Below are 20360 nucleotides of genomic sequence, written 5' to 3'. Positions count from 1 at the left end.
GAACGCGCACGGCGGCCTGCGCGGGCCGGCGCCGCGCCGCATGCGCAGCAGACGTAACGCTAGCCGAACGCGGGAGGGCTGTCCACGGCGAGGTCAGCCGGCCCGGCCGGCCGCCGCGCGACTTCACGTCACGTCAGGGTGGCGTCATGGCGGCGTCATGCGTCGGCGGCGCTCGGCTGCGCCTCCAGCACACGGTTGCGGCCGCCGGACTTCGCGCGGTACAGCGCCTCGTCGGCACGCCGCAGCAGCGTCGCGGCGCTCAATCGGCCGTTGGCGGAGGTGGCCGCGCCGATGCTTGCGGTCACACGCCCGTACGGGCTTTTCGCGTGCTCGATGCCAAGCGCCACGATCGCGCGCCGGATGCTCTCGGCGACGGTCATCGCGCCTTGCGCATCGGTGTCGGGCAGCGTGACGACGAATTCCTCGCCGCCGTAGCGCGCGACGTGATCGCTGTCGCGGCGCAGGCAGCGCGATGCGGTCTGCGCGACGCGCCGCAGCACGTCGTCGCCGGCCGGGTGGCCGTAGTAGTCGTTGAACGCCTTGAAGTGATCGACGTCGACGAACAGCACCGACAGCGGGCGGCCGCTGCGCGACGCACGCTGCGCCTCCTTCGTGAGCACCATGTCGAACGTGCCGCGGTTGTCGAGGCCAGTCAGCGCATCGGTATGCGCGAGCCGGTACAGCTTCGATTCGGCGACCTGCCGGCGCTTGAGTTCGCGCGACAGCGCCAGCGAACCCCACGCGATGAACCCGGTGAACAGGCACATCAGCACGACGATCCAGATCGCGCGATGGTGCCACGACGCGTAGATGTCGACCTCGGCGGGCGCGACGTCGACGATCAGCGGCAGGCCGGCGAGATGCTTGTAAACATAGATGCGCCGGATGCCGTCGATCGCGCCGACCCCGGTCAGCACGCCGTCGCGGGCGCGCTGCGAGTCGATGAAGAGCGCCGAGTCGTGCAGGTCGAGGCCGACCACATGCGGGTCGTACGGCAGCCGCGACACGAGCGTGCCGTTGTCCTCGACGATCGCCGCGCTGCCGTGCTTGCCGACCGCCAGGCCGTCGAGCAGCGCACGGAAATAGTCGATGCTGAGCGTACCGACGACGATGCCGGCGAACGTGCCGTCGGGCCCGTTGATCCGGCGGCTGAGGGCGATCGTCAATGCGCCGCCGCGTAGTCGGGCGGCATACGGCTTGCTGATGTAGAGGCCCTGCGCGAGCCCGTCGCGATGCACGGCGAAATAGTCGCGGTCGGCGAAATTGCCTTGCCGCGCGGGCGACGCGCTCGAATCGATCACGATATTGCCGTGCGCATCCATCACGAAGATCGATCCGAGATACTCGCCGGTCGCCGCGCGGTCGAACAGCAGCCGGTGGCGCTGGCGCGGCGGCAAGGTCGTCAGTTCCGGGTCGGCCATGCCGTCGACGACGTTCTGCAGCGACAAATCGTAGAGTTCGATATTGCGCGCGATATCGCGTTCGATCAGCAGCATCAGGTTGCGTGCATTTTCGACCGCATGGTCATATGCATCGCGCCGCGTCTCGATTAAAAGCGACGTGGAAAGCCCCCAGCTGAACATCAGCAGCACGATCCCCGCGACGAGCACGCCGCGGGGCGACAGAATGCGTGCCACGATCGACGCGGTATGGCGGCGCAGCGCGGCGGGCAGCGTGAATGACTTCATCCTCGAGGGTGGCGGGCGGCGGATTTTCGCGTCGTCGGCGATTCCGTACGCTGTTTATTTTGAATCGGGCCGCATTATCTCGCGAATTCCTGACATTCGCGTGCACATGCAAAACATGCATGCGGAGACGGCGATTCTGGCGTGTTACGCATCATTACTGCTTTACTTGCACATGATTTGATTTGAATCAATCGCCAATATCGGTTGTATTGTCTGAATAATCCCGTGATTACCCGGCCATTATGAATGCTGACGCGGTATCGGGAGGATGGCGACGGGACAGTGAAGAACCGCCGGGCGGATCGGCGCACCGGATAACCATCCGCCGCGCGGGGTTTTCGAGCCGGCCTGCATCGGCGGCCCGGTTCGGCGCGGCCAACCCCTTGATTCTGCGAAATCTCCGCGGCGGCGGCGGGCGGCGGCACCTGCGCTGTCCCCGTGACGAATCAGGTAGAATCCGCGCTTCGCCGCAGGCGCCCGCCGCGCAACGCGTATCGGGGCCGCATCGAATGCATCGCAGGACGCGCCCCGCGCTCCGATTCCGCATGCGCCGGCTACGGATGCCGGCCCGCTCAACGTACGTCTTGTTTATGTCCGCCATTCCGAAATCCGACCCATCCGGTTCGCCAGCGAACCCACCCAAGCTTCATCGCGCGCTGAAGGCGCGCCACCTGACGATGATCGCCATCGGCGGCTCGATCGGCACGGGCCTGTTCGTCGCGTCCGGCGCGTCGATCTCGCAGGCTGGCCCCGGCGGCGCGATGGTCGCCTACATGGCGATCGGCCTGATGGTCTATTTCCTGATGACGAGCCTGGGCGAGATGGCCGCGTTCATGCCGGTGTCGGGCTCGTTCGCGACCTACGGCGCGAAATACGTGGACGAAGGCTTCGGCTTCGCGCTTGGCTGGAACTACTGGTACAACTGGGCCGTCACGATCGCGGTGGAGCTCGTCGCCGCGCAGCTCGTGATGCACTACTGGTTTCCGGACGTGCCGGGCGTGTGGTGGAGCGCGGCGTTCCTCGGCGTGATGTTCCTGCTCAACGCGCTGACCGTGCGCGGCTTCGGCGAAGCCGAATACTGGTTCGCGCTGATCAAGGTCGTCACCGTGGTCGCGTTCACCGGCGTCGGCCTGCTGATGATCTTCGGCATTCTGAAAGGGGCGCCGAGTAACGGCTGGGGCAACCTGACGATCGGCGACGCGCCGTTCGCGGGCGGGCTGCCGGCGCTGATGGGCGTCGCGATGATCGCGGGCTTCTCGTTCCAGGGCACCGAGCTGATCGGCGTCGCGGCCGGCGAATCGGAAAACCCGCGCACCACGATCCCGCGCGCGGTGCGCCAGGTGTTCTGGCGCATCCTGCTGTTCTACGTATTCGCGATCTTCGTGATCGGCGTGCTGATCCCCTATACCGACCCGAACCTGCTGAAGACGGACGTCACCGACATCGGCGTGAGCCCGTTCACGCTGGTGTTCCGCCACGCCGGCCTCGCGTTTGCCGCCGGCGTGATGAACGCGGTGATCCTGACCGCCGTGCTGTCGGCCGGCAACTCGGGCATGTACGCGTCGACGCGGATGCTCTACAACCTCGCGACCGAAGGCCGTGCGCCGAAGATCTTCGCGAAGTTGTCGCGCGGCGGCGTGCCGCGCAATGCGCTGTACGCGACGACGGCCGTCGGCGCCTTGTGCTTCTTCACGTCGCTGTACGGCGACAAGACCGTGTACCTGTGGCTGCTGAACACGTCGGGGATGACGGGCTTCATCGCGTGGCTCGGCATCGCGGTCAGCCACTACCGGTTCCGCAAGGGCTACGTGAAGCAGGGCTATGCGCTCGACCAGCTGCCGTACCAGTCGAAGTGGTTCCCGTTCGGCCCGCTGTTCGCGTTCGTGCTGTGCCTCGTGATCGCGCTCGGCCAGGATTATCAGGCGTTCCTCGCGAACCGGATCGACTGGGCCGGCGTGGCCGCGACCTATGTCGGCATTCCGCTGTTCCTCGTCGTGTGGCTCGGCTTCCGGTTCCTGAAGAAGAGCCGTTTCGTGCGCTACGAAGACATGGAAATCGCGCCGTGGATCGCCGCAAGCCGCGGTGCGCAGCGGCAGCCGGTGGCGAACCGCGAAACCGCGAGCTGACGCGGGCGCGGCACTTGGCCGCGTGACCTGCGACGAAACGGGAAGCCTCGCGCTTCCCGTTTTTTTTTGCCCGGCTTTTGCCTGCACGGGGTCAAAGCCGGTTATATTGCCCGACCCTACCGGGCCACGGCCCGGCCGGCGCGAGGCGCGCGGCGCGGATCGGCATCCGGCGCGCGCGGCGTGCGGCGGCCGGCGCGCGGCCCGGCGTTTTCATCGTTCCATCCGGGCCGATACGGCCCGCGGAGCGCGCAACCCAGAGGAATCCATGAGCGCATCACCCGCCGAGCGGAAGGCCGAACCCGTTTCCATCGTGCGACTCGAAGCCGCGATCAACGCGTGGCGCGAAGTGTACCCGCCGGCTCCGGACGGCGAGGACGGCTACGCGCTCGACGCCGGTAGCAATTGCCTCGCCGAGCTGTACGGCACGATGATCTGCTACAAGCTGCCGGACGTGCCGCTCGACTCGCTGAGCGACGCGCAGCGCGACGCGCTCTACGCGACCGAGGTGTGACGGACGGCGCGTTGCGCCGCCGCACCGCGGCGTCGATGAAACAACGGGAAGCTCGCGGGCTTCCCGTTTTGCTTTGGGCGGCGCGGGGCCGCGCGCGTGGCGGTTTGCGCCGCCTGCGGTATCGTGACGACATCATCCGGCCGGGGTTGCGCGCCGGAGCGCTGTCCGGGAGGCATCGAACATGGAGTTGAGACACCTCCGCTACTTCGTCGCGGTCGCCGAAGAGCGGAATTTCACGCGGGCGGCCGAGCGGCTGCATATCGCGCAGCCGCCGCTGAGCCGGCAGATCCAGCAGCTCGAGGAAGCGCTCGGCGTGCCGCTGTTCGAGCGCAACGCGCGGCCGCTGAAGCTGACCGACGCGGGGCGCTTCTTCTATTCGCACGCGGTGCAGCTGCTCGCGCAGACGGCCGAGCTCGAATCGATGACGAAGCGGGTCGGCAAGATCGAGCGCAGCATGTCGGTCGGCTTCGTCGGTTCGACGCTGTACGGGATGCTGCCGAAGATCATCCGGCGCTTTCGCAGCGAATACCCGGCCGTCGAGCTGAGCCTGCACGAGATGTCGACGATGGACCAGATCAAGGCGCTGAAGGAAGGGCGCATCGACGTCGGGTTCGGGCGCATCCGCCACGAGGATCCGAGCGTGCGGCGCGTCGTGCTGCGCGAGGAGCGGATGATCGTCGCGCTGCCGGTCGGCCATGTGCTCGACAGCGCGAAGCCCGTGCTGTCGCTGCACGATCTCGTGAACGATACGCTGATCATCTTTCCGAAGGCGCCGCGCCCGAGCTATGCCGACCAGGTGCTCGCGGCCTTTCACGACCGGGCGCTGCAGCCGCGCAAGATCTACGAGACGCGCGAACTGCAGATCGCGCTCGGCCTCGTCGCGATGGGCGAGGGCGTGTCGGTCGTGCCGCACAGCGTGTACGGCCTGAAGCGCGACGACATCAGCTACAAGCCGCTCGACGATCCGAACCTCGTGTCGCCCATCATCATGAGCATGCGAATGCTCGACGAATCGGAGGACATCCGCGCGATGCAGGCGCTGATCTACCGGCTGTACGACGAGGCGCAGATGGAGTATCTGCCGCCGCAGCCCGAATGAACGCGCGGGCGGTGGGGGCATGCTTGACGCCGTGTGCGGGCGCGGGCCAGCATCGCAGGATCCGATACGGCCGCCGAGGGGCGGCCGCTTTCATGCAGGCGACAGACCCATGACCGATATCCTGATCGAGGAGACCACCGTCGAGACGCCGCAAGGGCGCCTCTTCGCGAAACGCTGGCGCGGCGGCCCGGCGCAACGGGCGGCGGGGGCGGCGAAGCCGTACGCGCCTGAGCCGGCCGCACCGATCGTGCTGCTGCACGATTCGCTGGGCTGCGTCGAACTGTGGCGCGACTTTCCCGCGCAGCTTGCGAGCGCCGCGCAGCGCGACGTGATCGCGTACGATCGCCTCGGCTTCGGTCGTTCCGATCGCCATCCGGGGAAACTCGCCACGACGTTCGTGCGCGACGAGGCCGATCACGCGTTCGCGGCGCTGCTCGAACAACTGGGCGTCGGCGCGTTCGTCGCGCTCGGGCACAGCGTCGGCGGCGGGATGGCGGTCGGGTGCGCCGCCGCGCATCCGGCGCGTTGCCGCGCGCTCGTGACGATCGCCGCGCAGGCGTTCGTCGAGGATCGCACGCTGGCCGGCATTCGCGGCGCGGCGCAGCAGTTCGACGAACCGGGCCAGCTCGACCGGCTCGCGCGCTATCACGGCGACAAGGCCGAATGGGTGCTGCGCGCGTGGGTCGACACGTGGCTGTCGCCGGCTTTCCGCGACTGGAATCTCGACGACGCATTGCCGCGCGTGCCATGCGCGACGCTCGCGATTCACGGCGAAGACGACGAATACGGGTCCGACGTGCATCCGAAGCGGATCGCCGCGCGCGCCGCGGGGCCGTCGTCGTATCTGTTGCTCGGCCAGTGCGGGCACATGCCGCACCGTGAGCGAACCGGCGACGTGCTGGCCGCCGTGACGACGTTCCTGCGCGACGCGCTCGCCTGAGCGCTGCCGCCGCCGGCGGGCAGGCGCCCGCCGGTCATCAGAACGCGAGCTGGATCGCGAGGTCGATCGCGAGCAGCGCGATCGAGCAGCCGATCCCGAGGACCACGTTCGGCAGCCGGTGCTCGAAGTCGCGATGATCCTTGCGCATCGCTGCGCCGAGCAGGAAGATCGCCTCGACGACGATCTGCAGCCCGACGAACAGCAGCATCAGCAGATACTCGTAACCCATCTGCTTGAACGCGGCGAACTGCATCCCGTGATCCCGGATCCATTGGCCGACGCGCAGGAGTTCGTACACGAACAGCAAGGCGGGAAACAGGTAGCTGATGAAATAGGTCGGCGCGGTGGCGTGCCGTAGTTCGAGGTGGAAATGCTGATGCGTGGTTGTCATCACGAATCCCTCCTTGATACGCATGATTGCGATCGCGACGGCGGCGCGACAACGTGCAAACGAAGGGATTACCCGAAGCGTCGTGCGCAGCCGTACGACATCAGCATACTGCTGCACGGGAAATTTGGCATGCGATGTATGCGTTCGTCGTAAAAATGCATCTGCGCCGCGCGGCGTGTCTGTCGCGCCGTCTTTGCCGGATGCGCCGGATTCGCCATATTCGTCGCCTGCGGAACGGCGGTCGCCCGCATCGGGCGCTCGCTGCTCGCGGTCGTGCCCGGGCGCTTGCGATCCGGTGAACGCTTGACCGGCCACCGGCGCCGCTCAGTCTTTCGCTTCCGCGCCTTCGACAAACAGCTTCGCGACCGCCTGGAACTCCCGTTTCAGCGACAACCCCGGCACGGTCAGCCAGCGCAGCATCGCCGCGAGATACAGGTGATGGAACCACGTCGCGAGCTGGTCGGCGTGCAGCGCGCGGTTCAGTTCGCCGGATTGTTGCCCGACTGCGATCAGTTGCCGCCACACGAGCGCGATATCGCCGCCGTTCTCTCCGCCGCTTTCCGGTTCGGCCGCGCCGATGCTCAGGAAGCGATGGCGCAAATACGCAAGCAGGTAGGCGGGATGCTGCTCGCACCACGCAGCCGACGCATCGAGCACGCAGCCGATGCGTGACGCGAAGGTCTTGCGCCGCGCGACGTCGCGCTGCAGATGCGCGAGATCGCGTGCGAGTTCACCTTCGAGCCAGTGCGCGAGCACGGCTTCCTTCGTTGCAAAGTGGTTGTACAGCGTGCGCTTCGCGACGTCGGCTTGCGCGGCGATCTGTTCCATCGTGACGGCTTCGTAGCCGTGCGCGTCGAACAGGCGTGCGCCAGTGGCGGCGAGATGCGCGAGCATCTGGATGCGCTTGCGCGCGCGGCGGCCCGGATCGTCGGTCGGAGTCGGCATGGCGAGGGATTGGATGAAAGTGCACGAATTGCATTAGTATACGGCGTGCACTTTTACGAATCCACCCGTTGCCGCCGTGCTCGAGGAGTCACGCATGAAGCTCGTCATCGCCACCTACGGCACCGAAGGTGACACGCGCCCGCTGGCGGCGCTCGGCCGTGCGCTGATCGATGCCGGCTACGAGGTCCGGCTGCTGGCCGATGCGGCGACGCTCGGCGCGGCCGCCGCGCTCGGCGTGCCGTCGGCGCCGTTGCCCGGCGATATCCGCCGTGCGATCGCGCCGGACGGCGCATTGGCGGATGCGGTGCGCGGGCGTGGTGGTTTCAACGATACGTCGAAGGCGCTCGCGGCGATCGCCAACGCGAACACGGCTGCATGGATGCGGGAAATCGCGGCCGCGTCGGAAGATTGCGACGCGATCCTCGTGTCGGGACTCGCGTCGTTCGTTGGCTTGTCGGTCGCCGAGTATCGCGGTGTGCCGGCGATCGGCACCGGCATGATCCCGATCACACCCACTGCGGCATTCGCGTCGCCGTTCCTGCCGCCGGGGAAGCTGCCGCGCTGGCTGAACCGCGCGAGCCACCGGCTCGTGAATGCGCTGTTGTGGCAGGCGTTCAGGAAGGCGACGAATGCGGCGCGCGCGAGCGTGTGCGGGTTGCCGCCGCGCAAGCATGTGTGGACCGATCATCCGATGCTGTACGGCGTGTCGCCGGCGCTGCTTGGCGGCCCGGGCGACTGGCCGTCGAATGTGCAGGCCTGCGGCCAGTGGCGAATCGATGCGCGTGCATGGGAGTCGCCGCCCGATCTTTCGGCCTTTCTCGACGCGGGCGATCGGCCCGTGTACGCCGGTTTCGGCAGCATGGCCGGCTTCGATCGCGCCGCCATGGTCGATGCGCTTGAGCGTGCGCTCGCCGGCCGCCGCGCGCTGTTCTATCCGGGCTGGAGCGGCATCGACGCATCGATGCTGCCGGCGCACGTTCACGTGATCGGCGAGACACCGCATGACTGGCTGTTCCCGCGCGTCTCGATGGCGCTTCATCACGGCGGATCGGGCACCACGCATTCGGCGGTGCGGGCCGGCATTCCGTCGGTCGTCGTGCCGTTCGCGGGCGATCAGTTCTTCTGGGCGAACCGGCTGCAACGGCTCGGCGTGGCCGCTGCGCCGGTCGCGGGGCGGCGCGTGGACGCCGCTGCGCTGGCGCGGGCCATCGCGTTTGCCGAACGGGACGAAACGAAAGCGCGCGCGATGGAACTCGGCGCGCGCGTCGCGCAAGAGGAAGGCTTGAAGCGGGCCGTCGGCGCGATCGAGCGATGGGGGCGGCCGGGCGCGCGGTAAGCCCGCGCATCGACCTCAGAAATGCCCGGTGAACCGGTAACGGCTGCCCGGGTGCCACAGATTGGCGACCGATGCGACCATCCCCTGCGACCACGTGCGCCGATGCAGCAGCAGGCAGGGTTCGCGGTCGTCCATCGTCAGGTGGCGGCGCGTTTCGGTGTCGGGCATCGCGGCCTCGATCCGGTATTCGACGCGCTGCAGCGGCGCGACGCGCGTCAGGTACTGGTTCGGGGTCGTGGTCGTGAAATCCTGCAACGCATACTCGGGCGCGCAGGCCGGATTGACCCAGCGTTCCTCGAGCTGCACGGGCGTGTCGTTCTCGAAGTGCAGCACGCGCGAATGGAAGATCGGGCTGCCCGTGTCGATCTGCAGCTCGTCGGCGAGCTTCGCATCGGCGACGGCCGCGCCCACCTGCAGCACCTGCGCGCGATAGCCGTGACCGCGCGCGGCGACTTCGTCCGAGATGCTGCGGATCGCGACGAGCGTCGATTCGTACTTCGGCGACGCGACGTACGTGCCGGAGCCGCGCGTGCGCGTGAGCACCTGCTCGGCGGTCAGTTCGCGCAGCGCGCGGTTGACGGTCATCCGCGCGACGTTGAATTCGCGCGCCAGTTCGTTCTCCGACGGCACCTGGTCGCCTTCCGCCCACTCGCCGGCATGAATGCGCGCGAGGATGAAGTCCTTGATTTCCTGATAGATCGGTGTGGTCATGGGATCACGATTCCAGAGTCGGCAGCGGCCCGCCGCCGAATGCCGATCCGGCGCGCGCCCGGCGCCGAGTGTACCGGTTTCGCGGGCGCGCGGGCCCGGATTCCCCGAATGATCCCTGTTCGGCCGGCGCGCGTCCATGCGGGATTGCACAGAGCGGCCGGCCGTCGGCGGCCGGCGTGCGGTCAGAACCGATGCCGGATGCCGACCGTCCCGACCACCTGCGTGTTGGTCGACGAAGCCGCGAGCCCCGTGACGTTCGCGAAGCCGAGCGTCGCGCCCGACGGCACGCCGAACTGATGCTGGTACACGGTTTCCGCGTACACGTCGGTGCGCTTGCTCAACGCGTAGTCGGCCATCAGCGTCACCTGATGCCATTTTGGCCGATGGCTGCCGGTCGTGTCGTCGTAGCGGCCGTTGGTGAACGTATAGGCGCCCGCGAACGAGACGGCCGGCGTGAGCGCATAGCGCGCGTTGACCTCGAAGTTGTCGAAGCGCAGCGCATTCAGCGCGCCGGGCAGCGACGACGCGGCCGTTTCATCGAACATCGAATGCGTCCACAGCGCGCCGAGCGTCAGCCGGTCGAACGCGTAGCTGCCGCCCGCGCCCATCACGCGCTGGCGCACCGCCGGGAAGTTCGGCCCGTCGTTGTTCGACAGCGCGCCGCCGGCCGTCAGCCCGCCGCGGTTGAGCTGCAGGTACGCGGCGCCGAGGCTGACCGGCCCGTTCGCGTACGACACGCCCGCACTGTACGCGCGGTTGTTCGCGAAGCCGCTGGCCGCGTTGCTGAACCCGTACAGGCCGCCGAACTGCCAGCCGGCGAGCGTCGGGCTCGTGTATTTCACCGCATTGTCGATGTAGAACGAATCGTCGATGTTGTCGTTGTCGAACGGATGCGACGCGAGGTTGTTGCCGTCGCCGTTGTTCGCCATCGCGAGCGGGCCGAGATAGTCGACCACGGCGTCGTACTGCCGGCCGAGCGTCAGTGCACCGTACTGGTCGCTCTGCAGGCCGACGTACGCGCGGCGGCCGAACATCGTGTTCTTGTAGGACTGCGTGCCGTTGTTCAGGTTGAAGCCGTTCTCGAGGCGGAACAGCGCATGCAGGCCGCCGCCGAGATCCTCGTTGCCGCTCAGGCCGAAGACCGTGTTCGACAGCAGGCCGCTGCCTTGCTGCCACGCGCTTTTACCCGACTGGTTGTTCGTATAGACGATACCCGCATCCAGCATCCCGTAGAGCGTGACGCTGCTTTGCGCATGCGCGGCCGCGCCGAGGAACGCGAGGGAGAGGGTACCGACGACTGCTTTTTTCATTGTGAGTGCTTCCTGGAAAAACCCGTTGCGACGGGAACGACGATCCGGCGCGCGCACCGGTGGCGCACAGGTGCGGCTCGTGACGAGCCGCACGCGTTCGCCCCGCAGACGCGCGTTCGAATCGATGAAAGGGGAGCGGGCGCGTGACGCGTGTCACGCGCGGCCGCAACGGACGCCGGCTAGTGCAGCAGCAGGCGGATCGTGCCGAACTCGGCGGCCGGCAGCAGGCGAAGAATCGACAGGATGGCGGGCGACGCCTGCGACCGCGCCACTTCGAGCTCGATGCACGCGCGCCCGGTGCGGTTGTCGATCGCGGCCGTATAGAAATTGAGCGCGGTGCCGACCGCCTGGTGCAGCAGGCGCCGCACGACGGCGAGGTTGTCCGATTCGACGCGGATCGACAGCAGCACGTGTTCGTCGGCCGGGGACCGGCGCCGCGCACGAACGGGCGGCAGGTCGCGTGAAGCGGCGGTTTCGGTGAGGGTCGGTTTCATGCTGGCACCCCGGGTCGCGTCGTGCTCCGCATCGCGAAGATCTCGTCTTGGACATGCCGCCCATTCTAGGAATCGCGATGACGATACGGTGTATAGACTCGACCCGGCCCTGAAAATAATGCATAAAAACGCCATCGCCGCCGGCTTTCGTCTTTACAGCTTTTTTATTCCTTGTAAAGAAATTGAACACCGCTTTGATACGCGGATTTCTACACTGTCGCATCCCATTCGCCAGATGAGCATGGGGGCGTCACACGGGCCTGCGCCGGCATGGCAAGGCCCGATACGCCGACGATCGCGCGGCGTTGCCGCGCATATGAAAAAAAGGGGAAAGCCATGTTGTGGATCACCGGCGCGTTGTCGCTCGCGCTCTTTATCTATCTGTTTCATGCATTGATCCAACCCGAGCGGTATTGATCGGCACGATTCAACAGGAATTCGAAAATATCGGTGAATGTCATGAGCGATCTGCTTTTCATTCTGTTCACGCTCGCGTTCTTTGCCTTGACGGCGGGTTTCATCACCGGCCTTGACCGGATCTGAGCGAGCGTCGACATGTTCAATAATCTCATTCAATTCGCGATCGTTCTCGCGATCATGCTGGCGCTGGTGCCCGTTGTCGGGAAATGGCTCGCGCACGCCTTTACGAGCCCGCGCCACGCGTGGGTCGAACGCCGGACCTACGGGCTGCTCGGCGTGAATCCCGACGAAGCGATGTCGTGGCAGCGCTACGGGATGGTGCTGCTGCTCAGCAATGCCGGGATGATGCTGGTCGGCTACCTGCTGCTGCGCATCCAGGACGCACTGCCGTTCGACGCGCTGCAGCGCGCCGCGCAAAGTCCCGACCTCGCGTTCAACACGGCCGCGTCGTTCATCACGAACACGAACTGGCAGGCGTATGCAGGCGAGAGCAGCCTGTCGAACTTCTCGCAGATGGCCGTCATTACGTTCCTGATGGTGGTCAGCGCGGCGACCGGCGTCGCGGCCGCGGGCGGCTTCATCCGCGGGCTGAGCCGCAAGAGCGCGGCGGACATCGGCAACTACTGGGTCGACTTCACCCGCGTGACCTATCGCGTGCTGCTGCCGCTCAGCTTCGTGATGGCGCTCGTGTACGTGTGGCAGGGCATGCCGCAGACGCTCGCGTCCGACGCGTGGGCGACCACGCTCGAAGGCGCGCGTCAGCAGATCGTGATGGGGCCGGTTGCCAGCCTCGAATCGATCAAGCACATCGGCACGAACGGCGGCGGCTTCTTCAGCATGAACGCCGCGCATCCGTTCGAGAACCCGACGCCGCTCACCAACACGCTGCATATGCTGTCGATGCTGCTGATTCCGTCCGCGCTGACCTACGCGCTCGGCACGATGATCGGCCGGCGCCGCCAGGGCTGGGTGATCCTCGGTGCGTTCGTCGTGATGTTCGTCGGCTTCCTGGCCATGATCTATTCGGCCGAGCAGCACGGCAATCCGCTCGTGGCCGGGCTGGGCGTCGATCAGCAGCTGAGCGCGGCGCAGCCGGGCGGCAACATGGAAGGCAAGGAGATGCGCTTCGGCATCGCGCAGACGAGCCTGTTCGCCACCGTCACGACGGCCGCGACCACCGGGTCGGTCGATGCGATGCATGACTCGCTGACACCGCTCGGCGGCCTCGTGCCGATCGCGCAGATGATGCTGAACAACGTGTTCGGCGGCGACGGCGTCGGGCTGATCAACCTGTTCACGTTCGCGATCCTCACGGTGTTCCTCGTCGGGATGATGATCGGGCGCACGCCGGAGTTCATCGGCAAGAAGATCGAGGCGCGCGAGATGAAGCTCGTGATGCTCGCGGTGCTCGCGCATCCGTTCAGCATCCTCGGCTTCACCGCCGTGGCATCGATGCTGCATTCGACGATGGACAGCCTCGCGAACCTCGGCCCGCACGGCTTCAGCGAAGTGCTGTACGCCTATACGTCGGGCACGGCCAACAACGGCTCCGCGTTCGCGGGCCTGAATGCGAACACGCCGTTCTTCAACACGACGATCGGCTTCGCGATGCTGATTGGCCGTTACCTGACGCTGCTGCCGATGCTCGCGGTCGCGGGCAGCCTCGCCGCGAAGAAGAGCGTGCCGGAAAGCGCGGGCACGCTGTCGACGTCGACGGGCCTGTTCGCCGGCCTGCTGATCTTCGTGATCCTGGTCGTCGGCGGCCTTACGTTCCTGCCCGCGCTCGCGCTCGGCCCGGTCGTCGAGCATCTGCTGATGTCGGGCGGCCAACTGTTCTGAGGGAAACATCATGATGCAAGGCAATCGCCAGGCAGCGGCCGCCGCCGCGCCGGCACCCGGTTCTTCGTTCGGCGCGGCGACGCGCGGCCTCGTGCGGCCGGTGATCGCGTCGTCGGTGCTGTTCATGCTCGTCACGGGGATCGCGTATCCGCTGCTCACCACGGGCGTCGCGAACGTGCTGTTCCCGTCGCAGGCGCGCGGCAGTCTCGTGCAGCGCAACGGCACGACGATCGGCTCGGCGGTGATCGGGCAGTCGTTCACGCGCGCCGGCTACTTCCACGGGCGGCCGAGCGCGACGGTCGGCGCCGATCCGGCCGATCCGTCGAAGACGGTCGACCAGCCGTACAACGCGGCCGGCAGCGGCGCCAGCAACCAGGGCGCCACCAGCAAGAAGCTGCTCGCGGACATCGCGCAGCGTGTGCGCGCCTACCGGCAGGAGAACGCGCTCGCCGCCGGCACGCCGGTGCCGGCGGATGCCGTGACCGCGTCGGCGTCGGGGCTCGATCCCGAGATCTCGGTCGCGAACGCGCGGCTGCAGGCGGCGCGGGTCGCGCGGGCACGCGGAGTCGATGCCGCCTGGGTGGCGGCGCTGGTCGAGCGTATCGCCTTGCCGCGCCAGCTCGGCGTGCTCGGCGAACCGCGCGTGCGCGTGCTCGACCTGAACCTCGCGCTGGACCGCGCATTCGGCCAGGCGGCCGGCGCGAAGCAATAGCAGGAACCACGGAGTCACTCATGTCCCATATCGAAACCCCGATCAATCCAGCGGCGATGCCGGTCGGCGGCGTGCCGCCGATGCGCTGGACGGCCGTGCTGCGCGAGGCATTCCGCAAGCTCGCGCCGCGCGTCCAGTTGAAGAACCCGGTGATGTTCGTCGTGTATCTCGGCAGCATCGTCACGACCGTGCTGTGGCTGCAGGCGCTGACCGGCGCGGGCGACGCGCCGGCCGCCTTCATCTTCGCGGTCGCCAGCTGGCTGTGGTTCACCGTGCTGTTCGCGAACGCGGCGGAGGCGCTGGCCGAAGGGCGCGGCAAGGCGCAGGCCGACGCGCTGCGTGCGGCGCGCAAGCGCGTGTACGCGAAGGTGCTCGACGAGCCGAAGCAATACGGCAGCACCTGCCATCGCGTGCCGAGCGACGAGCTCGCCGCCGGCAGCATCGTGCTCGTCGAGGCCGGCGACACGATTCCCGCCGATGGCGAAGTGATCGACGGCGTCGCGTCGGTCGACGAGTCGGCGATCACCGGCGAATCCGCGCCGGTGATCCGCGAATCGGGCGGCGATTTCTCGTCGGTGACGGGCGGCACGCGCGTGCTGTCCGACTGGATCGTCGTGAAGATCACCGCGCAACCGGGCGAAGCGTTCCTCGACCGGATGATCGCGATGGTCGAAGGCGCGAAGCGCGGCAAGACGCCGAATGAAGTCGCACTGACGATCCTGCTCGTCGCGCTGACGATCATCTTCCTGCTCGTGTGCGTGACGTTGCTGCCGTTCTCGCAGTTCAGCGTGCTGCTGAACGCGTCGGGCACGGCGGTGAGCCTGACCGTGCTGATCGCGCTGCTGGTCTGCCTGATCCCGACGACCATCGGTGCACTGCTGTCGGCGATCGGCATCGCGGGGATGAGCCGCATGATGCGCGCGAACGTGCTCGCGACGTCGGGCCGCGCGATCGAGGCGGCCGGCGACGTCGACGTGCTGCTGCTCGACAAGACCGGCACGATCACGCTCGGCAACCGCGAGGCCGTGCAGTTCCGGCCGGCGCCGGGCGTGGACGAGCGTGCGCTGGCCGAGGCCGCGCAACTGTCGTCGCTCGCCGACGAAACGCCCGAGGGGCGCTCGATCGTCGCGCTCGCGAAGCAGCGCTTCTCGCTGAACGTGGCCGCGACCGCCGGCAGCATCACCGTGCCGTTCAGCGCGCGCACGCGGATGAGCGGCCTCGACATCGGCGAGCGTCAGGTGCGCAAGGGCGCGGCGTCCGCGATTCGCGCACACGTCGATGCGCTCGGCGGTGCGTTTCCGCACGCGGTCGAGACGGCCGTCAACGATATCGCGCGGCGCGGCGGCACGCCGCTCGTCGTGGCCGACGGCTCGCGCGTGCTCGGCGCGATCGAGCTGAAGGACATCGTCAAGCACGGGATCGCCGCGCGCTTCGCCGAGCTGCGCAAGGTCGGCGTGAAGACCGTGATGATCACCGGCGACAACCGGCTCACCGCGGCCGCGATCGCGGCGGAAGCCGGCGTCGACGACTACCTGGCGGAAGCGACGCCCGAGGACAAGCTGCGGCTGATCCGCGAGCACCAGGCGAAGGGCCATCTCGTCGCGATGACGGGCGACGGCACCAACGACGCGCCCGCGCTCGCGCAGGCCGACGTGGCCGTCGCGATGCACAGCGGCACGCAGGCGGCGAAAGAGGCGGCCAACATGGTCGACCTCGACAGCAACCCGACCAAGCTGATGCAGGTGGTCGAGGTCGGCAAGCAGATGATCATGACGCGCGGCGCGCTCACCACGTTCAGCGTCGCCAACGATCTCGCGAAGTATTTCGCGATCATCCCGGCAGCGTTCGTGGCGACGTATCCGGCGCTCGGCGCGCTGAACGTGATGGGGCTGCACAGCCCGACGTCGGCGATCCTGTCGGCGGTGATCTTCAATGCGCTGATCATCGTCGCGCTGATCCCGCTCGCGCTGAAGGGCGTGAAGTATCGCGCGGAGCCGGCCGAGACGCTGCTGGGGCGCAACCTGCTGATCTACGGTGTGGGCGGCATCGTCGCACCGTTCATCGGCATCAAGCTGATCGACATGCTGTTGACGCCGTTTATCTGACCGAACGCGCCGTCGCGGCCCCGTTCACGCCTTCACGGCGTGCGCGGGGCCGTTCGGCGTTTCAATTGCCGGAAGCGATCATGGATGTGAATGTGAACGTGAGCGAAGCGAATCGACGGGCAACGGGGCCGCGGGACACCGCCGCCCGCCGCGGCGGGGACGGCGCGCGCCGCGATCGCTGGCGAAGCGTGCTGCGCGCGTGCGCGGCGCTGGCCGACCGCATCGCGGGTGCGGGGCCGGATACGCGGCCGACGCTGGCCGTGCGCGAAGCGCGGCCGCGCACGCACGTGTGGGTGTCGCAGTACGCGGCGCCGCTGCTGCTCGCCACGCTCGTGTGCGCGCTGGCGACGCTGGCGGCGAGCGCGCTGCTGCGCGTGTTCGACCTGTCGAACGTCGTGATGCTGTTCCTGATGACCGTCGTGCTGATCGCGCTGCGGCTCGGCCGGCTGGCCGGCGCGTGGGCCGCGTTCGTCTGCGTCGGCTGCTTCGACTTCTTCTTCGTCGAGCCGAGGCTGTCGTTCGCGGTGTCCGATACGCAGTACGTATTCACGTTCGCGCTGATGCTGGCCGTCGCGCTCGCGATCGGCCAGCTCGCGGCGCGCCTGCGCGCGGAGGCGTGGGCCGCGCGCGCGAACGAGAAACGCTCGGCCGCGCTGGCGCGGGTTGCGCACGACCTGTCGGCTGCGATCGAGACCGAGCAGATCGCAGCGATTTGCACCGGCACGATCGCGCCGCTGCTCGGCGTGCGCGTCGCGCTCGTGCTGCCCGATGCGGATGACCGTCTGCTGCCGGCGCGGCATGCAGGGTTCGTCGACGCACCGATCGCCCGCTGGGTCTACGAGCATGCGCGTGGCGCGGGGGGCGGGCTGCCGCCGTTCGAGCGTGCGGCCGCGCAATACCTGCCGCTGAAGGCGCCGATGCGCGTGCGCGGCGTGCTCGTGCTGTTCGGCGACGCGCAGCCGGTGCCCACGGACCCCGACGATCGCCGCCTGATCGACGCGCTGTGCTCGTCGATCGCGATGGCGCTCGAACGCGTGCACTACGTTGGCGTCGCGCAGCACACGCTCGTGCGGATCGAAGGCGAGCGGCTGCGCAATGCGCTGCTCGCCGCGGTGTCGCACGACCTGAAGACGCCGCTGACCGCGATCCGCGGGCTCGCCGAGACGCTGGAGCGGCCCGAGCGGCTGGCCGACGGCCAGCCGGCCGCGCTCGCGCACGGCATCCGCAACCAGGCCGAGGCGCTGCACGGACTCGTCGTGAACCTGCTCGATCTCGCGCGCATGCAGAGCGAGGGCGTGCGGCTCAATCGCGAGTGGCACATGCTCGACGAGATCGTCGGCAGCGCGCTCGCGCATTCGGCGGGCGTGCTGGCCGGCCGCGACGTGAGCGCCGACTTGCCGGCCGACCTGCCGCTGATCGACGTCGACGCGCTGCTGATCGAGCGCGTGTTGATGAACCTGCTCGACAACGCGGCGAAGTATGCGGGCGCGGACGCGGCCGTGGCGGTGCGGGCACGCGTGTTCGGCGAAACGCTTTACGTATTCGTCGAGGACGACGGGCCCGGCTTCATTGCGCGCAACACCGAGCCGCTGTTCGAGCCGTTCGAGCGCGAACGCAAGGAATCGTCGATCAGCGGCGTGGGGCTCGGGCTCGCGCTGTGCCGCAGCATCGTCAACGCGCACGGCGGCTCGATCCGCGCGGTGCCGCTCGATCCGCACGGCGCGCGGTTCGAGATTCGCCTGCCACTGGGCGCGCCGCCCGACATCGAACACGAGAGCCGGACATGATCAGATCGCGCGTACTTATCGTCGAGGACGAATCGGACATCCGCCGTTTCGTGCGGATGGCGCTGGAACAGGAGGGGCTCGACACCTGCGAGGCGTCGACGGCACGCGAGGCGCGGATGTATGCGGCGAGCAGCAAGCCCGATCTCGTGATCGTCGATCTCGGGCTGCCGGACGACGACGGCAAGACGTTCATCCGCGAGCTGCGCGAGTGGTCGACGGTGCCGGTGATCGTGCTGTCGGCACGGCAGCAGGAAGTGGAGAAGGTCGCGGCGCTCGATGCGGGCGCGGACGATTACCTGCCCAAGCCGTTCGGCGTGCCCGAACTGCTCGCCCGGGCGCGCGCGCAGTTGCGGCGCGCGGCGTTCGTGTCGACCGACGGGCAATCGTCGTCGATCGTGCGGTTCGGCGACGTGACGGTCGATCTCGGCAAGCACGAAGTCGCGCGTGGCGGCGAGCCCGTCCATCTGACGCGCCTCGAATTCCGGCTGCTCGCCGCGCTGATTCGTGCGCGCGGCGGCGTGATCGCCGCGCGGCAATTGCTGGCGGAAGTCTGGGGCATCCACGACGCGGACCGCGCGCATTACGTGCGGGTGTACATGACGAACCTGCGGCAGAAGCTCGAGCCGGTGCCCGCGCGCCCGCGGCACCTGCTGACGGAGCTGCAGTTCGGCTACCGGCTGGTCGGCCTGGAGACGGTCGGCATGGCGGCCGGGCCGCGCGGCGCGGCGTTGCCCGGTCTAGACAAGTGAAAGCCGGCGCCCGGCCGCGCGCCGAGGCGCCGAGAAAGCGGTCGTTTAGCTTGGTGTAATGCTTAATTAATTGAAATATAAGGAAATTTGCGGCCCACGATCCTATTCAACCGACAATTAGAGATAAACACGGATTGCTGGCGAACCCGTGGAAAAGGCAAAGTTGTATGTACAACTTGGAGTGTCGCCGGAAGGGACGATCTCCGGGTTGGAAGGGTTCGCGGCGGCGCCGCCCGGCGGGACCCTTGCCCAGCTCGCCTCTGATAGGAACGCCATGAAGAAACTCGCGCTCAGTATTGCCCTTGCCTGCATCGCGGTCGGTGCCCACGCCAAGGATTGGTCGACGATCCGGTTCGGCGTCGACGCCAGCTATCCGCCGTTCGAATCGAAGGACGCAAGCGGCAAGGTCGTCGGCTTCGACGTCGATCTCGGCAACGAGATCTGCGCCCGCCTGAAGGCGAAATGCGTGTGGATCGAGAACGACTTCGACGGGATGATTCCCGCGCTGAAGGCGAAGAAGTTCGACGGCGTGCTGTCGTCGATGTCGATGACGCCGGCGCGTGCCGAGCAGATCGCGTTCTCCGACAAGCTGTTCAACACGCCGACCCGCCTCGTCGCGAAGAAGGGCGCGAACCTGCAGCCGACGGCCGACTCGCTGAAGGGCAAGTCGGTGGGCGTCGAGCAGGGCACCATCCAGGAAACCTACGCGAAGGCGTACTGGGCGCCGAAGGGCGTGCAGGTCGTGCCTTACCAGAACCAGGACGGCGTCTACCAGGACCTGATGTCGGGCCGCCTCGACGCGGCGCTGCAGGACGCGGTACAGGCCGACATCGGCTTCCTGAAGACGCCGCGCGGCGCGAACTTCGAATTCGCCGGCAAGGACATCGACGATCCGAAGACGCTCGGCAACGGCGCCGGCATCGGGCTGCGCAAGGACGACGCCGACCTGAAGGCGAAGATCGACCACGCGATCGCCGACATCATCAAGGACGGCACGTACAAGAAGCTCGAGAAGAAGTACTTCGCGTTCGACGTCTACGGTAGCTGACCCGCCATGCGGCGCGCACCGGCTGTGGCGCGCGCCGCGTCTGTCGTGGCTACAACCCGCTTCGCGCGAGGCGTCCGACTTGATGAGCAGGATGCATCAGGTCGTGCGCAGATATCGTTTGATGCGCGGCTAATGGCTATCGACAATCC

General features: G+C 67.7%; 19 protein-coding genes. 13 read left to right on the top strand and 6 right to left on the bottom strand.

The window, feature by feature from the left end; translation table 11 throughout:
- Positions 1-155: 155 nt before the first annotated feature.
- The gene (locus tag LGN17_RS03825; RefSeq protein ID WP_226195209.1) at positions 156-1688 is read right to left on the bottom strand and encodes a sensor domain-containing diguanylate cyclase; all 1533 of its coding nucleotides are present in this window, start codon (positions 1686-1688) and stop codon (positions 156-158) included.
- Between LGN17_RS03825 and LGN17_RS03820 the strand changes: the two genes are divergently transcribed.
- The 5 genes from LGN17_RS03820 to LGN17_RS03800 all read left to right on the top strand — a co-directional run bounded on the left by LGN17_RS03820 (position 1627) and on the right by LGN17_RS03800 (position 6364).
- Entirely contained in the window at positions 1627-1869 is a 243-nt protein-coding gene (locus LGN17_RS03820; RefSeq protein ID WP_226195288.1) for a hypothetical protein, read from the top strand. The genes LGN17_RS03825 and LGN17_RS03820 overlap by 62 nt on opposite strands.
- Before the next feature lie 409 nt (positions 1870-2278).
- Entirely contained in the window at positions 2279-3814 is a 1536-nt protein-coding gene (locus LGN17_RS03815; RefSeq protein ID WP_226195208.1) for an amino acid permease, read from the top strand.
- Positions 3815-4079: 265 nt separating this feature from the next.
- Entirely contained in the window at positions 4080-4325 is a 246-nt protein-coding gene (locus tag LGN17_RS03810) for a DUF3717 domain-containing protein (protein WP_175952226.1), read from the top strand.
- A 181-nt stretch (positions 4326-4506) separates the two neighbouring features.
- Complete coding sequence (locus tag LGN17_RS03805; RefSeq protein WP_175965782.1) at positions 4507-5424, top strand: LysR family transcriptional regulator; 918 nt, start codon at positions 4507-4509, stop codon at positions 5422-5424.
- Positions 5425-5533: 109 nt separating this feature from the next.
- Positions 5534-6364, top strand: coding sequence for an alpha/beta fold hydrolase (locus LGN17_RS03800; RefSeq protein WP_226195207.1), 831 nt, complete (start codon positions 5534-5536; stop codon positions 6362-6364).
- A 37-nt stretch (positions 6365-6401) separates the two neighbouring features.
- On the opposite strand, the gene LGN17_RS03795 is transcribed toward LGN17_RS03800, so the two are convergent.
- Both LGN17_RS03795 and LGN17_RS03790 read right to left on the bottom strand, forming a co-directional pair.
- Positions 6402-6755 (bottom strand): hypothetical protein, encoded by a 354-nt coding sequence (locus tag LGN17_RS03795; RefSeq protein WP_175952223.1) that lies wholly within the window; start codon positions 6753-6755, stop codon positions 6402-6404.
- Positions 6756-7079: 324 nt separating this feature from the next.
- Positions 7080-7700: a TetR/AcrR family transcriptional regulator gene (locus tag LGN17_RS03790; protein WP_226195206.1), complete on the bottom strand. Its 621-nt coding sequence runs from the start codon at positions 7698-7700 to the stop codon at positions 7080-7082.
- A 94-nt stretch (positions 7701-7794) separates the two neighbouring features.
- Between LGN17_RS03790 and LGN17_RS03785 the strand changes: the two genes are divergently transcribed.
- Entirely contained in the window at positions 7795-9036 is a 1242-nt protein-coding gene (locus LGN17_RS03785; protein WP_226195205.1) for a glycosyltransferase, read from the top strand.
- A 15-nt stretch (positions 9037-9051) separates the two neighbouring features.
- Here LGN17_RS03785 and hutC read toward each other — a convergent pair whose 3' ends face one another.
- The 3 genes from hutC to LGN17_RS03770 all read right to left on the bottom strand — a co-directional run bounded on the left by hutC (position 9052) and on the right by LGN17_RS03770 (position 11551).
- The gene (hutC, locus tag LGN17_RS03780) at positions 9052-9747 is read right to left on the bottom strand and encodes a histidine utilization repressor (protein ID WP_039349239.1); all 696 of its coding nucleotides are present in this window, start codon (positions 9745-9747) and stop codon (positions 9052-9054) included.
- A gap of 182 nt (positions 9748-9929) precedes the next feature.
- The gene (locus LGN17_RS03775; RefSeq protein ID WP_226195204.1) at positions 9930-11057 is read right to left on the bottom strand and encodes a porin; all 1128 of its coding nucleotides are present in this window, start codon (positions 11055-11057) and stop codon (positions 9930-9932) included.
- A 179-nt stretch (positions 11058-11236) separates the two neighbouring features.
- Entirely contained in the window at positions 11237-11551 is a 315-nt protein-coding gene (locus tag LGN17_RS03770) for a hypothetical protein (protein WP_226195203.1), read from the bottom strand.
- Between the two features lie 270 nt (positions 11552-11821).
- Between LGN17_RS03770 and kdpF the strand changes: the two genes are divergently transcribed.
- The 7 genes from kdpF (at position 11822) to LGN17_RS03735 (ending at position 20211) form a co-directional block, all read left to right on the top strand.
- The gene (gene kdpF, locus LGN17_RS36820) at positions 11822-11968 is read left to right on the top strand and encodes a K(+)-transporting ATPase subunit F (RefSeq protein ID WP_413226995.1); all 147 of its coding nucleotides are present in this window, start codon (positions 11822-11824) and stop codon (positions 11966-11968) included.
- A 138-nt stretch (positions 11969-12106) separates the two neighbouring features.
- Positions 12107-13810, top strand: a complete 1704-nt coding sequence (gene kdpA, locus LGN17_RS03760) for a potassium-transporting ATPase subunit KdpA (RefSeq protein ID WP_226195202.1) — start codon at positions 12107-12109, stop codon at positions 13808-13810.
- A gap of 10 nt (positions 13811-13820) precedes the next feature.
- Entirely contained in the window at positions 13821-14522 is a 702-nt protein-coding gene (gene kdpC, locus LGN17_RS03755) for a potassium-transporting ATPase subunit KdpC (RefSeq protein ID WP_226195201.1), read from the top strand.
- Positions 14523-14578: 56 nt separating this feature from the next.
- Positions 14579-16627, top strand: a complete 2049-nt coding sequence (kdpB, locus tag LGN17_RS03750) for a potassium-transporting ATPase subunit KdpB (protein ID WP_264165836.1) — start codon at positions 14579-14581, stop codon at positions 16625-16627.
- 80 nt (positions 16628-16707) lie between these two features.
- Positions 16708-18414: a DUF4118 domain-containing protein gene (locus tag LGN17_RS03745; protein ID WP_226195200.1), complete on the top strand. Its 1707-nt coding sequence runs from the start codon at positions 16708-16710 to the stop codon at positions 18412-18414.
- Complete coding sequence (locus LGN17_RS03740) at positions 18411-19163, top strand: response regulator (RefSeq protein ID WP_226195199.1); 753 nt, start codon at positions 18411-18413, stop codon at positions 19161-19163. The genes LGN17_RS03745 and LGN17_RS03740 overlap by 4 nt, the downstream gene beginning before the upstream one ends.
- A gap of 274 nt (positions 19164-19437) precedes the next feature.
- Positions 19438-20211 (top strand): ABC transporter substrate-binding protein, encoded by a 774-nt coding sequence (locus tag LGN17_RS03735; RefSeq protein WP_226195198.1) that lies wholly within the window; start codon positions 19438-19440, stop codon positions 20209-20211.
- The last annotated feature ends 149 nt before the right edge of the window (positions 20212-20360 follow it).

Origin of the sequence: Burkholderia sp. AU30280 (genome assembly GCF_020420125.1) — a bacterium.
Taxonomy (GTDB): Bacteria; Pseudomonadota; Gammaproteobacteria; order Burkholderiales; family Burkholderiaceae; genus Burkholderia.
The sequence above is the reverse complement of the archived record's forward strand: the minus strand, read 5'-3'. Positions and strand labels throughout refer to the sequence as shown.

Bases quoted from the DNA above. Each gene is read 5' to 3' on its own strand.
- LGN17_RS03820 (WP_226195288.1), top strand. From the start codon at position 1,627: ATGCGTGCCACGATCGACGCGGTATGGCGGCGCAGCGCGGCGGGCAGC.
- LGN17_RS03825 (WP_226195209.1), bottom strand. From the start codon at position 1,688: ATGAAGTCATTCACGCTGCCCGCCGCGCTGCGCCGCCATACCGCGTCG.
- LGN17_RS03815 (WP_226195208.1), top strand. From the start codon at position 2,279: ATGTCCGCCATTCCGAAATCCGACCCATCCGGTTCGCCAGCGAACCCA.
- LGN17_RS03810 (WP_175952226.1), top strand. From the start codon at position 4,080: ATGAGCGCATCACCCGCCGAGCGGAAGGCCGAACCCGTTTCCATCGTG.
- LGN17_RS03805 (WP_175965782.1), top strand. From the start codon at position 4,507: ATGGAGTTGAGACACCTCCGCTACTTCGTCGCGGTCGCCGAAGAGCGG.
- LGN17_RS03800 (WP_226195207.1), top strand. From the start codon at position 5,534: ATGACCGATATCCTGATCGAGGAGACCACCGTCGAGACGCCGCAAGGG.
- LGN17_RS03795 (WP_175952223.1), bottom strand. From the start codon at position 6,755: ATGACAACCACGCATCAGCATTTCCACCTCGAACTACGGCACGCCACC.
- LGN17_RS03790 (WP_226195206.1), bottom strand. From the start codon at position 7,700: ATGCCGACTCCGACCGACGATCCGGGCCGCCGCGCGCGCAAGCGCATC.
- LGN17_RS03785 (WP_226195205.1), top strand. From the start codon at position 7,795: ATGAAGCTCGTCATCGCCACCTACGGCACCGAAGGTGACACGCGCCCG.
- hutC (WP_039349239.1), bottom strand. From the start codon at position 9,747: ATGACCACACCGATCTATCAGGAAATCAAGGACTTCATCCTCGCGCGC.
- LGN17_RS03775 (WP_226195204.1), bottom strand. From the start codon at position 11,057: ATGAAAAAAGCAGTCGTCGGTACCCTCTCCCTCGCGTTCCTCGGCGCG.
- LGN17_RS03770 (WP_226195203.1), bottom strand. From the start codon at position 11,551: ATGAAACCGACCCTCACCGAAACCGCCGCTTCACGCGACCTGCCGCCC.
- kdpF (WP_413226995.1), top strand. From the start codon at position 11,822: ATGGCAAGGCCCGATACGCCGACGATCGCGCGGCGTTGCCGCGCATAT.
- kdpA (WP_226195202.1), top strand. From the start codon at position 12,107: ATGTTCAATAATCTCATTCAATTCGCGATCGTTCTCGCGATCATGCTG.
- kdpC (WP_226195201.1), top strand. From the start codon at position 13,821: ATGATGCAAGGCAATCGCCAGGCAGCGGCCGCCGCCGCGCCGGCACCC.
- kdpB (WP_264165836.1), top strand. From the start codon at position 14,579: ATGCCGGTCGGCGGCGTGCCGCCGATGCGCTGGACGGCCGTGCTGCGC.
- LGN17_RS03745 (WP_226195200.1), top strand. From the start codon at position 16,708: ATGGATGTGAATGTGAACGTGAGCGAAGCGAATCGACGGGCAACGGGG.
- LGN17_RS03740 (WP_226195199.1), top strand. From the start codon at position 18,411: ATGATCAGATCGCGCGTACTTATCGTCGAGGACGAATCGGACATCCGC.
- LGN17_RS03735 (WP_226195198.1), top strand. From the start codon at position 19,438: ATGAAGAAACTCGCGCTCAGTATTGCCCTTGCCTGCATCGCGGTCGGT.